9 protein-coding genes and 1 tRNA gene are annotated in these 13,208 nt (G+C 40.3%); 4 read left to right on the plus strand and 6 right to left on the minus strand.

Annotated features, from left to right (window positions below; genetic code table 11):
* Window positions 1-195: 195 nt before the first annotated feature.
* From OCU48_RS18190 to OCU48_RS18205, 4 genes are all read right to left on the minus strand, one after another.
* The gene (locus OCU48_RS18190) at window positions 196-2,901 is read right to left on the minus strand and encodes a hypothetical protein (RefSeq protein WP_141346316.1); all 2,706 of its coding nucleotides are present in this window, start codon (window positions 2,899-2,901) and stop codon (window positions 196-198) included.
* Window positions 2,902-3,358: 457 nt separating this feature from the next.
* Window positions 3,359-3,769 carry a DUF2799 domain-containing protein gene (locus tag OCU48_RS18195; protein ID WP_141346315.1) on the minus strand — a complete coding sequence of 137 codons (411 nt, stop codon included), beginning with the start codon at window positions 3,767-3,769 and terminating at the stop codon, window positions 3,359-3,361.
* 458 nt (window positions 3,770-4,227) lie between these two features.
* Complete coding sequence (locus tag OCU48_RS18200; RefSeq protein WP_141346314.1) at window positions 4,228-5,943, minus strand: sulfatase family protein; 1,716 nt, start codon at window positions 5,941-5,943, stop codon at window positions 4,228-4,230.
* 110 nt (window positions 5,944-6,053) lie between these two features.
* Window positions 6,054-7,385, minus strand: coding sequence for a hypothetical protein (locus tag OCU48_RS18205; RefSeq protein WP_141346313.1), 1,332 nt, complete (start codon window positions 7,383-7,385; stop codon window positions 6,054-6,056).
* A gap of 556 nt (window positions 7,386-7,941) precedes the next feature.
* Between OCU48_RS18205 and OCU48_RS18210 the strand changes: the two genes are divergently transcribed.
* From OCU48_RS18210 to OCU48_RS18225, 4 genes are all read left to right on the plus strand, one after another.
* Entirely contained in the window at window positions 7,942-8,277 is a 336-nt protein-coding gene (locus OCU48_RS18210) for a hypothetical protein (RefSeq protein ID WP_141346312.1), read from the plus strand.
* Window positions 8,278-8,378: 101 nt separating this feature from the next.
* The gene (locus tag OCU48_RS18215; protein WP_141346311.1) at window positions 8,379-9,803 is read left to right on the plus strand and encodes a sulfatase-like hydrolase/transferase; all 1,425 of its coding nucleotides are present in this window, start codon (window positions 8,379-8,381) and stop codon (window positions 9,801-9,803) included.
* A 530-nt stretch (window positions 9,804-10,333) separates the two neighbouring features.
* On the plus strand, window positions 10,334-11,635 hold the full coding sequence (locus OCU48_RS18220) for an anaerobic sulfatase maturase (protein WP_141346310.1): 1,302 nt from the start codon (window positions 10,334-10,336) through the stop codon (window positions 11,633-11,635).
* Between the two features lie 361 nt (window positions 11,636-11,996).
* Window positions 11,997-12,116: a helix-turn-helix domain-containing protein gene (locus OCU48_RS18225; RefSeq protein ID WP_141346309.1), complete on the plus strand. Its 120-nt coding sequence runs from the start codon at window positions 11,997-11,999 to the stop codon at window positions 12,114-12,116.
* A gap of 190 nt (window positions 12,117-12,306) precedes the next feature.
* Here OCU48_RS18225 and OCU48_RS18230 read toward each other — a convergent pair.
* Together OCU48_RS18230 and OCU48_RS18235 are read right to left on the minus strand one after the other, a co-directional pair.
* Window positions 12,307-12,381, minus strand: a tRNA-Gly gene (locus OCU48_RS18230).
* 144 nt (window positions 12,382-12,525) lie between these two features.
* A complete protein-coding gene (locus OCU48_RS18235) occupies window positions 12,526-13,173 on the minus strand; it encodes an HAD family hydrolase (RefSeq protein ID WP_141346308.1) in 648 nt (215 codons plus the stop codon).
* Window positions 13,174-13,208: the final 35 nt, after the last annotated feature.

The raw sequence follows: 13,208 nt of genomic DNA on the forward strand, positions 1-13,208 counted from the left end.
CCCTAAACCGGTACCTAACGACAACTAAAAGACAATATACAGCGTCCTTTTATAGGCTGATTCTTACACAACCTAGCAGGACTTAAATACGAGTGGCGCTCTGAAAATGTGTCATTCACGAGAGTCTACACTGCTTCGTTGTGGTAGTGCCAACAAGGATCACTTTGTTAGATGCTAACCAGATAGCAAGTGAAGTTACTGCATCTCCTTGTTCAACCTAATATGACTTACAATCGCCTTCTCACTTCGGTTCGATACGCCTTCTTTCTTGTTAAGGCGAAACACCATTCGAAATATGTCTTCATCGGCATCTACTCGACGTCCTGAATAGAAAATCTCACGTTGATTAACATCATACCGGACGACATCTCCTCCTTCCTTACGTCGATAGGTTGGGTCAGTACTTTTTAAAATTTCCACATAAACCCAAAGCTGGGAAACTTCGAAATCTTTCGAGTCGAGATACGCAGAGACAATATATCGAGTGCCAATAGGATCAAACGGATCCAGCGAGTGATCGCGATACACCTTTGTAACGTCATTTAATGGTGCATTTGAGGGCATTATTAGCTGCAGATTGTCCCCATCAATAGCAGAAAAGGCCGCGATGCCATTTTGAATTGTCCAACCTGTATCCCATCCTTCTAGCTTCTTTTCAAACTTTTCAGCCACAAATTCAGAATCGTGAGAAGTCGTCGGCGTGATAAAATCTTTAGCGGTGGAGTCTCTGGCAACAAGACGATCAATAATTCCTATATTGCCCTCGCTGTCTTCCATCTGCTCAATAAGACCATACATTCCAAACACCATATCAGGTATTGCCAACCGCCTTACAACCCAATCAGGATTTTCATTTGAGTAGCGGGTAAGCAATTCGGCACCGATGCTACCGTCAGGTGCGAGCACTCCTTCTTGACCTTTCATTTTCTGTCTAGCACCATCGCGGTATGCAAAATAAGCACCAACAATAGGGGCTGTATTTCCATACATACCAAAACCAAGCACACCTGGAAAATGAACAATAGTATCAGGATGATTGTTGATATTATCAGCACTGTAGCCTTCCGTTTTGGTCGCGCCCGCGGAGAAGACTGTTAAATAGTCAGGGTTATTATCATCTGTCCAGGCAGCGAAATGAGCATAAAAGTGTTTGAAATTCTCCTTCCACCCCTCGCTGTCTCGACGATCCTTAAACAGAATGTGTGCATATTGCTCAACAAAAGATGGGATATTCCATTTAATGACGGGTTCATGACTAAGATACTGAGTTAAATAGTCGTGGTTTTCTCTATCTTTCCACCAATCCTGATAAGAGTAATAAGCCATAGGGTCTTGTGCACTGGCAAGCTCTGACAGAAGATAAGATTCTTGATATGGCGTGATAGTTTCCAATTTTGATGCAGGTGCTGGTCCAAAGTTATAGGCTTGCTGTACTACTTGACCATAACCACGTAGATAATCTGCATAATTCTTCTGGCTGCCAATGATCTTGTTAGCAGCTAATTGAATTGTAGGGTTATCAACGTAATGTTCACGAGCATGAATAGCGGCTTGAACCACTTTACTCGTTGTATAAATTGATGCGAATTTGTCACCACCATGAGCAGTCCCCTCCCCTGTTTCCGTTTCATAATTAGCGTAAAAAAAGCCATCATCCGTTATTTCGGGAATAACACCATCAGGATGTAAACCTGCATGCCGAACTAAGATTTTTTCCACGTCATCTTCAGCTGATTCGTTAAACATTAACTCATGAGTCATCAACATTAGGATAACCCAGCCTGCTGAACCACTGTTTGCTACTGAATAACGATTAACTCCAATGGCAGATTCTTCACCATTGACCCAACCTTGACGCTTACCATCCGGCCAAAGAACTGTTTTAGCAAACACAACATACTGTTGATACTCATCACGCAACCAATCCTGATAACTAAAGCGCAGATCTGTGCTATCTCGGATCACTTGAGCGTCTTCAGCCGCGATAAGGGCTCGACCATCGGCGGTAGTGGCTATATCGCTAGCCAAGTAATACTGGCTATACAACGTCGGACTAACCGAACGTCCTTGACGCAATGTAGAGGTATTAACAAACAGAAGATTACTGTAATCCCCCTGCTCACTGGCTAGATAAAGTCCCCCTTGCAGTTCACTACCAAAGGTTCGACCGAAACTGATAGATTTTAAATCTTCAATATACGCTATTGGCGTTAAGACATTTCCGGGGAGTTTTAGGCGATAGAGCGTATTTGATGAAGCTACGTAAGCCACTTGATCTGCACTGTCGACAGTCATACTAACAAAGGTCAGTTCATCTTCTTCAGTAGATACAGACAAAGTCGATAACAAAATACCCCTTTTATCATTACGCTCAGCTCGATAGCGAAGCAATTGTCCTGCATTTGTTGCTGACCAAAGCTCTCCTTTATGATGCAGTAAGGCAAGGTTGCCATCTGCACCTCCTATTGCCCTATTCTCAACAAAGAGAGATAACGAGTGATTTCCCGTATTGAAACGCAAAATAGCACCATAATTATCGCCGCTGATACCAATAAACAATAATCGGCCTGATGCGGAAAAAGCCAAACTTACAGGCCCATACTGAGAACCAAATAAACTAGTGCCCGTAGGCAAAACAGCCAATAATTCAGCCTCATTAATGAGGGCAACCTGCTTCTGGTTTATGTCCAAAATTTCGATCATATTCGAACTACGATCGGCGACAGCGTATAGCCCTGCATAACGAGCCGCGGCAACGAGGTCAGGTTTACCGCCAGAGTATTCCCAACTTTCAATGAGTACATTATCTTCAATAATAGGAATATCAGGCGTTGGTTGTTGAGGGGAAGAGTCGCCACCACATCCTGCTAGGATCAATAGCAGAAAAAAAAACTTTTTCATTATATTAACGTCACCTTACTTTAGTTTTATTTTGTTAAAATTTTAAGCTCCTCCTACAATTAGTAAGCATCATTAACTAAATTACGGGACGAAACGAAGTTTACTGACAATTTCAACTTATAATTAATAACAACTTCAAGAATGAGCCTCTCGCTCTAAGAAAAACATTAGCGACACTAAACCTCATAGATAAAATAATCACTTCGTCAAACTGCCAAACCACAAACCTATTAATCAAACGCTTTACGAGCGTAAAATTATAACAGTGAACTGATTTGCAAAATAAAATGCGTTGATAGGTTTTAAATAAAACGCATGGATAAGAACATGAGAAATAACTTTCAATAACAATATTATCAGGTAAAAATAAGCACTTGATCGTAATAATAAGAATAACGTGGATTGTGTTAAGAAAAACAATCCATCCGTTATTCTATTAATTTAGAATAATCAATATCTACTCATATATTATTGAATACTCATAATCTTCAGCTATTCCAAACTCTTCAATTTGTTGACGATTACTACCCCAATCCATATGCTGCATTTCAGTTATACCCATCGCATATTGTGGTGTAAATAGCGGGTTTACATCGTCGCAAGTATCTTCATAGTCCACACCATTCCAAGCCACGTCTACACCGTTCTGCGAACAAAACGTTGCAAGCCCATACGAGTATCCCTTACGAAAGAGTTCTAGCTTATCTTTCGGCACCATTTCATTAATTACTAACGCTTTACCTTGTAGTGCTAAATCGTAACCGCGCTGCTCCCAATCATTAGAAGCAACACTGCTACTACTTGTTGAACTACATCCAGCAAGTCCAATAATGCCAATTAGAATAACAAGACTATCCTTAAGTTTCATATGCTCTCCTGATAATGTTGATTCGCTGCATTTAGAGAACTATTGCGAACTAAACCTAAGTCGATACCAACTATGCTTAGCCGCTCTAGAACAATGAGTACAACGCCTTAAGTGGTGACTAACAAGTCACATCAACTAGTGCACTATCACTATAGCAACAAAAATGCGGCTATAAATCGGAGTAATAACTAACTTTTCTTAAACCCATAATACTTGGGATTTTATCAAAACGTTTAATCCCAATACATTCAATAACTTTAAAAGAATATTCTTAAAATAGTAATTAGCAAATTTATGTTTCCTTGCGCAAATTTAATTAGTTCATGGAAACGTTAAAATAGAGTAAGTTCAAAATCGAACTTTAGAAAGCTTAATTACCTCCATTCTACCGCACCAGCATAAAGTGTGATCATTGTAAATTTTACGACACAACACAGCTTTAACTCTAAATTAGCCGATCATAGACCTAATTCCTCACGCTCTCTTTTCATCATGAAAGGATATGGTGCTTTGAAATAGTCAGCAGGGACTTCATATATCACTCTCGCATTGTCGAGCTCATTCATCATTTTATCTTGTACTTCCTTATAATCTGGGTCCCCATAAACGTTGTTAACTTCTTTAGGGTCCATCTTTAAGTCGTACAACTCAAAAATGCCTTTACCTTGCTCTTGAGAGTAGAAATCAATCAACTTGTAACGCTCACTTCTTACACCATCATGGCGTGGCACGTTATGTGCGCCTTCCATGTAGTAGTGGTAGTAAACTACTGGGCGTTCTTCATGCCATTGTGCGTCAGACGTTTCGCCCATCAATACTTTAAGGAACGATTTTCCTTGCATCTCTTCAGGCGCTTTTATGCCTACAGCATCTAAAAAGGTCGGCCCAAAGTCCATATTTTGGATCATCGCTTGTGGACGTTGCTCTGCAGGAATTTTTGCTGGCCAACGAATCATGAATGGCATTTTAAAACCTTCTTCATACATGTAGCGTTTTTCTGCCCAACCATGCTCTCCTATGAAGAAGCTTTGGTCCGAGCTATAAACGACGATAGTATTTTCAGCAAGCCCCGATTCATCAAGGTAGTCAAGAATACGACCTACATTCTCATCAATCGTCATAACTGTCGCCATGTAGTCACGCATGAAGCGTTGGTACATGTACTCCGTTCGAGCTACTTTTAGATCTCGTGGTACATCACCCCAGCGGCGTGCATACATAGGGTCTTTCATTTTTTCCCAGTAATCGACATTGACGTCATCGTAAGCATCATGAAATGCAGCCAACTGCTCTTCATTAAGACGATTGATAAATTGGTCAAAGTGCCATTTTTCATCATTTGTCATGCTCTTAATCCACTCTTTACGAATACGAGCTTTTTCTGGAGTGCTTGAAGCCGGCGGGAATGCATTAATGCCAACAGGTGTCATACCGTAAAGCTGCATCCAAGCATTGTTTGCATGATCGCCTCGTGTAGCATAATCATCAAATAACGTATCAGGTGTCGGGAAGTTATGGTTAATAAAGGTCTTCATATGACGTGCAGGCGGTCGCCTCGGTGTATGGGGCGCTTTATATTGTACCTTCAACAAAAATGGCTTATCTACATCTCTGCTCTCTTCAAGCCAATCTAACGACATATCCGTGATTAAATCCGTCGAGTACCCTTCAATAATCTCAGTATCACCTTTTTGATCAATAAATTCAGGATTGTAATATGTACCCTGCCCACCCGAACCATTTAATACTAGAGAATAGCCAAACTCGTTAATCGGCGTCGGGTGCATGTGCCACTTGCCAATTAAGGCAGTGTCATAGCCACTCTGTTCCATAATTTTAGGGAAAATCACTTGATTAGGATTCCAACGAGATGAGTTATCAATAACGCCATTTTTGTGAGAATGCTTACCCGTCATCACCGATGCACGACTTGGCTGGCAAATGGAATTAGTCACAAAGGCTCGTTCGAAAATCGCACCTTCATCAGCAATTCTGTCAATATTCGGCGTATGGCCCAATGTCGGGTTATAAGAACTGATCGCCTGATTCGCGTGATCATCAGAAAAAATAAATAATATGTTCGGTCTTGCGTCTTCTGCAGCAAAACTTGCCATTGCATTTGATATTAATAATATTCCTATCCCTTTAGAGAGAATAGATCGATTAATATTCATATTTTTCAGCCTATTAAAGATGAGCATAAGTGGGGTGCGTACGAATACACCCCGCTCTGTTATGTTATGTTATTATTTGCTTTATTTGATGTTACTGTTTATTTTGAATTTCACTTTTGGTATTGATTGTTTTCGTTAAAAAATTCAATACCAAGGTGCTCGGGCATTGCAGCCAGCCCAAATAGGAACGTAGAAAAGTCTACCCCTTCAATCCATTCCGCTTTCCATTCTGGTTGGTCATGGCTATAACGCCAAAGAATCTCATAGCCACCTTCTAATTCGAACTTAGCATTAATAGAGTCGTCTCTATATGTCGCGATAAGATCAGACTTTGCTCGTTCATTAAAAGGAAGATAGCCCGCTAAGATATGTGGTGATACCACTAGATTGTCATTGAATTGACGGTCACCTTCAAAGTGGAAGCGATCAACACAATAGCCGTTAGGACATGCACCCGCACCACTTCCCCACTCATATTCCTTAATATTGACGCCTTCAATCTCTACATCTTGCCAAAAAGCGTAATCGGTTTTAGTTGAGCTTATCAATGCCTCTGTAAATTGAGGGTTATTTGAGAAGTCATTTATCAAATAGTTATTAAATAGGAAGTTAAACTGCGACGTGAACCATGTTTCTCCCTCTGAAAGGACCGGAATATTATTGTATTTGGCAACAGGTAGATACTTTGTGGAAGAATACCAAATGTCCCAAAATTTACGTGCGTTCCCAGCGTTTTGGGTCTCTAAGGATGTATCCTTAGCTTGCTGATTTGCAACGGAAGCTACAAGCATGTATTCGTTAAATGCTTTTGTTTTCCACTTTTTAAATGTGCCATCTGTATGCTGAGCTAAATAAATTCTACCTGTTTTTACATCAGCAATATAAGGTGTTAAGTCGGTATTTCGATATAGAAAATCAGCTAATCGTGAAATTTCTTTATTCTCACTAAAGTAGTTTTTAGCAAATTGGGCGCCAAGGATCATAATAGCGCTGTCTACCGGACTCCAATCATCACCTGAAGCTTCACCTGTTTGGGTGTTATAAAAGTGAATAAAGGTATTGGTCGCATTTTGTGGGACAGTGATTGAAGGATCTTCCCCTGCTAGCATACGGAGGGTTTGTAGCGCAAACAGTTCTGCATCAGGTTCCCAACCATTTGCGTGACCGATAGTTAAAGCAATCAAACCCATCCCAGAGTTTGCGATCGAACCTAGATGATCACGATGCCCATTGAGGTGCAATTTATCTTCGTACGAACCGTTATCATTCCTAAGTTGTTGCCAATACGCATATCCACCACGGTATAGGCTTTCAATAATTTCAATATCGGTTTTTTGGTCTGCATTGGACATAGACTGTTGCTTAACATTGTTTGACGCTTGTGCTGAGATGCTAATCGACAGCATCCCCCCAACAACTAAAGCCGCTAACTTCTTTTTCATTTTAGTGATTCCAACTTTAAATAATTTGCATGCCGACACAATATAGACTTGAGGGCGAAGCTTTAAAATTCAGTATAAACGTTTCTATAGGCCTTACAATATGAAATCTAATAGAGTGTGCGCTGAATCACGAGCTACTAAATTGCTAACAATTAGACACAAATTATGTTCTGTATATACCAACCACATACGTTACCAATAACGCACCAGCCTTAATTTCAATATCTATATTACTTTACACCTTGAGGGTATCCAACTTAGTCTATTTGACCTTACAGAGACCGAAAACAAAGGGGAGTTAAGTGTTTTTTATCCAATATTTTTTCAACATAATACTAGAGGAATCGTTACATCCCATACTAATTCAAAGTCACAGTTGTTAAACATTATTGATGAAAAAATAAAGGCTAGATTGTTACGTATTTCTGGTACTAAATAATATGATAGAGGTTGATCAAAATCACACTCATCGACTAGTAGACTTGCATCGACTAAATGAAAAAATATAGAGTAGCAACATAAACGCGAAACGTTTAACTCAAATAAGGTCTTACCCATGAAAAAAATTATTATTACAGCAACTGCTATCACTTCACTTTTTTTGTCAACGAGTGTCTTTGCAAATAACGAACTATCAGAAAATGCGATTAAACACTTCACTAAAGAAACAGAGGCGATGACGGCATTTCTTGACCTTTCACAAAGTCAATCAGACGCGATCCTTGTTGCAAAAATAGATCTTGAAGTCGCAAACCTTAAATTAATAGAGCTATATGGTAGAGGGTCAGATAGACACCTACAGGCACGTAAACCACATTGGCAGGCATATCAAAAAGCCATGACGGCTGTAGTAAGCAAAGAAGACCAAAAACGCTACCAACAATCTAAGTAACCTTTCAACTTCAATTATTTTCAAGCTCGTTATTTTTCTCCTCTAACGGGCTTGTTTACCACATTAGTCGTACTAGAACGCATTTAAAGGACATCGCAATAATGAAACCTACGTTTATAAAGAAAGGTATCGGGTTTGCTATCGCTTCGGTTATCGCTGGAGGCAGTTACGCTGAAACTACTGAAAGCCCAGTTTCCAAAAATCAACAACCGAATGTTGTGCTGATATTCGTTGATGATATCGGATACGCCGATATGGGTTTTCAAAATTTAAGGGATGATATTGTCACTCCGAATATGGATAAAGTGGCAAAAGACGGTGTTGTCTTTTCCGCGGGTTATGTAACAGGCTCCGTATGTGGTCCTTCTCGGGCGGGACTGGTGACTGGGCGATATCAACAGCGATTTGGGTATCACGACAACATTGGCCCGCGCGTTAGAGATAAAAATGTCGAACAAGGTCTTGATTTGTCGGTTAAAACTTTTGGTAACTATTTCCAAGATGCAGGTTATACCACTGGCTACATCGGTAAGTCTCACGACGGCGATGACAAAAAATTCTGGCCTCATAACCGAGGTTTCGATGAGTTTTATGGTTTTAATAACGGTGCTGCAGACTATTTCATAAGTGGTCGAAACGTTGAAAATTCAGAAGAAAGTGCCCATTCATCTATTCATAGGAACGACGAAGTAATAGAAAATTTCGATGGTTACTTAACTGACATATTTGGTGATGAATCGGTTGATTTTATTGATAGACATAAAGATAGTCCATTTTTCCTTTACGTGCCTTTCAACGCCTCACATGGTCCAATGCAGGCGAAACACTCTGATTTGCAAAAGTTTGCTCACATCTCTGACCCCTTGCGCAGGAAATCAGTCGCAATGACCTACAATATGGATGTAAATGTAGGTAAAATTGTCAATAAGCTAGAGCAACATGAGTTGATGGAAAATACAATGATCATCTTCATGTCAGACAATGGTGGCAAGCCAGACAATAACGGTTCAATTAATTCACCACTACGATCAACAAAAGGAACTACATGGGAAGGGGGTATCCGCGTTCCATTTGCGATTTCTTACCGTGGCCATGTCCCAGCGAATCAAGTGATAGATGATCCTGTAGTATCGTTAGATATATTGCCAACAACGCTTGCTATCGCAGGCATTGAAGAAAAAGAAGAGTGGGAGTTAGAAGGTGTAAACCTGATGCCTCGTATGACCGGAAAGGTTGATAAGCTTGAGTCTCGCTATCTCTATTGGTTAACGGCAGCGCGCAGCGCGATCAGAGATGAAAATTGGAAACTGGTTGTACCTAACATTCATGTGCAAAACCCTCGATATGAACTGTATAAAATCAGTGAAGACATCAGCGAATCCAATGACCTATCATCTCAATACCCGGAACAGGTTGAACGTTTAAAAACGGAATTTGAACGTTGGAACGAATATAACGAAGATTCACGCTGGGGTTGGAATAAGGATAGATATCCATACACTAACGGTTGGCGTGGTCGCGAATAAGAAAAATAGAATTAGCTAGATACACTAGCCAATCACCACAGCTAAATATGGTGATTGGCTTTTTGCTATCAAACGGTTGTCACTAGCACCAATTCAAAATAAAAATGTCACTTCAAACGTTCAACTTTATTCTCTGAATCGGTATAGAACAAATGACGAACGTTCAGCACTATAACGTAACGGAACCAATCAATACTCAACATCTCAAACTAAGAATTTGAAAAGGGTCCCCATCCCATTTAACGTCAATCACGATGGATTTTTATAGCTCAATTACCGGATGAGTTAAGGTGCAGATCACAGTCACATTATTGAAAAAAAGCCTAAGGCTAACGTCGCTAGTGACCGTACATCGCTTGAATAGACTATCTATATCTTGTATAAATCACATCAATATAAACGTTTATACTAATTTAGACTTTAATAGTGACTATTCCGTAGTTCACTCTCCAGAAAGCCCTATATAACAGTATTTATACAAAGATAAACGTTACAACTCAAATATGCCTTTCAGCTCCCAAGGAGAAGACATGTCTTCCGTCAATCAATGTCACGTAATGGCAAAACCAAGCAGCTCAGTCTGTAATTTAGATTGTACTTATTGCTTTTATCTAGAGAAAGAGAAGCTTTACCCTGAGCGAAAAAGCCAATGGAAAATGTCGGAAAGTACGCTAGAGATGTATGTTAAACAATACATTGACGCCCAAGACGCTGAACATATTGAATTTGCATGGCAGGGAGGCGAACCGACACTGCTTGGCGTCGATTTTTTCCGCAAAGCAGTTGAATTCCAAAACAAATATAAAAAACATCATCGCATCACTAACGCTTTTCAAACAAACGGTTTACTTCTAAATGATGAATGGTGCCAGTTTTTCAAGCAACACAATTTCTTAATCGGAATATCAATCGACGGACCCGCTCATGTCCATGATCATTATCGCCTTTCGCGCTCAGGCAAACCCAGCCACGCGAAAGTCATGAGTGCTATCAATTTAATGAAACAACACAAAGTCGATTTCAACACTCTGACCGTAATCAATAACGAAAACGCGAAGTACCCAGAGGAAGTGTATGATTTCCTCGTGGATATTGGTTCATCTTATTTGCAATTCATCCCTATTGTTGAGCGCGAAGCAAAAACTGAATCAGAGAATGGATTATATCTAATTAGCCCTGAGCACAAACAAGACTCGAATGTCACATCGTGGTCTGTTGCACCTAGAGCTTACGGCGAATTTCTTAATCGTGTTTTTGATCGCTGGGTGAAAAAGGATGTCGGTAAGATATTCGTCAATACTTTCGATTCAACGTTGGCAACGTGGTGTAACGAACCGTCAGGTATCTGCGTTCAATCAGAGACTTGCGGTCACGCTTTCATCTTAGAGGCCAACGGTGATATGTACAATTGTGATCACTTTGTCTATCCAGAACATAAACTTGGCAACGTGCATCAGTACAGCATTAAAGACATGAACCAAACAGAAAAAGCCTATAAATTCGGTCAAGCGAAAAAAGACACGCTCACCAAACAATGTCAGCAATGTGACTATCGTTTTGCATGCCATGGTGGTTGTCCAAAACACCGCTTCGCGCTTTCTCATTCAGGCCAGCCTGGACATAATTACTTTTGTGAAGGCTATAAAACATTCTTTGAACACACAGAAAAAGACATGAAAACGATGCGTGATCTACTCAGTCGCGGTCGACCTGCATCAGACATCATGTATCTCTATCTTCAACAACAACTGACAACCCACCAATTTAGTGGCGGTCGAAATAGTCCTTGTCGGTGTGGTAGTGGTAAAAAAACAAAACGTTGCTGTGGTTAACTCTCTAGTTTGTTCAAATACGGGCTTTGTTACATAGATTTAAGTAACAAAGCTCCGTCTTAGTAAAGTGATAAACCCGACTCAAAACGCCATTAATGGCATTGGTCGCAAAGACATGTTTTTTAGCATACGCCTCTGGCCTCACGGGTCTGGACATTCACAAACCAAGATTTAGATATCCTCTTTAAACCCTTCAATATCGGCATGCGTAATTTGTCCAAATCCAGGGGGCTGAATCACTTCAAAGCACAAACGGGTACAATGAATAGCTGAAAGTGAACAAGACTTCATACCTCTCCTCCTAACGATAAGAACGAAACAAATACACCGCCATCTCTACAAGTCAGATTTGATACATATCATGAGTAGACATGACACAGCGACGCGTGTTGATATCGGCGTGATTGATACTTTATGCAGTTACTTAGAAATTACTATTGGCGAGTTGCTTGAACATCAAACTGACAATTTTGATAACTAAATCTAATATTGAGCTTATGATTTTGAATCTGAGCTCATTTTGCCGTTTAAAGACTAACTCTGGATACGATTGGACACCGACTCGATTTATAGATACAAGATGAAGTGTTATTGGATCGACAAACGTAAAAAACCACGCAATAAAGCGTTAATTTTCAAAGCATTGAGATTGGTAAAACAAGAAAAGAGATTGGAGCGTGCAGCGGGAATCGAACCCGCATCATCAGCTTGGAAGGCTGAGGTAATAGCCATTATACGATGCACGCACATCGTGTAGACGCAGTTAATATGCCATAATGATGAGAAATTAAAAGCCTTAATTTCACTGTTTATGAGCGTTCGCGCGCTTTTTGCCCTAAATGAACAAAAACCATGCGAACACAAAGCGTTATCTTGTATTTTCTCCGGCCCTAACAACTGTTTTCAAGTATATCGAGCACATCATCTAACTGCTTTAGTATCGTAACTCTATACAAAAAGTTCTCTTTGGGTGGCAGTAAGTCAGGAATCATCACTACATAACAACCTGCATCAAGCCCTGCTTGTACCCCATTGTTAGAATCTTCCAGTACTAAGCATTGATCAGGTTCAAGACCCAGTTGTTGAGCTGCCATTTGATAACAATCAGGATGTGGCTTACCGCGCGTAACGTCTTCTGCTGTAAGAACTAACTCATAATCAGATAGATACTCACTATCACGAAAGTTATGCTGTACCTCTGGCAGATGTGAGGAAGTCACAATAGCCATTTTTGACCCGCGTAGCTTAATCGCATTAAACAAAGCGTCATAGCCAGGCTTATACGCAATGCCTTTCTCTCTCTGCGCATGAAAGTGCTTGTCTCTCACCATGCAATAACGTGTCATATCAATCTTTGAACCAAAGTGCTCTGCGAGAATACGTTCACACTCCGGATCTTGAACGCCGATGAACTGCTGATAAAAGTCATCAGTGATATTCAAACCTTGCTGTTGCGCGGCAAATTGCCAGCTTTTCTTGTATACCGATTCGGTGTCGAAAATGAGGCCATCCATATCAAATAGTACCGCTTGCAACATCTTTCATCCTCTCCATTCTCGGGAAACTCTTCAGC

This window comes from Vibrio inusitatus (genome assembly GCA_024346935.1).
Classification (GTDB): domain Bacteria; phylum Pseudomonadota; class Gammaproteobacteria; order Enterobacterales; family Vibrionaceae; genus Vibrio; species Vibrio inusitatus.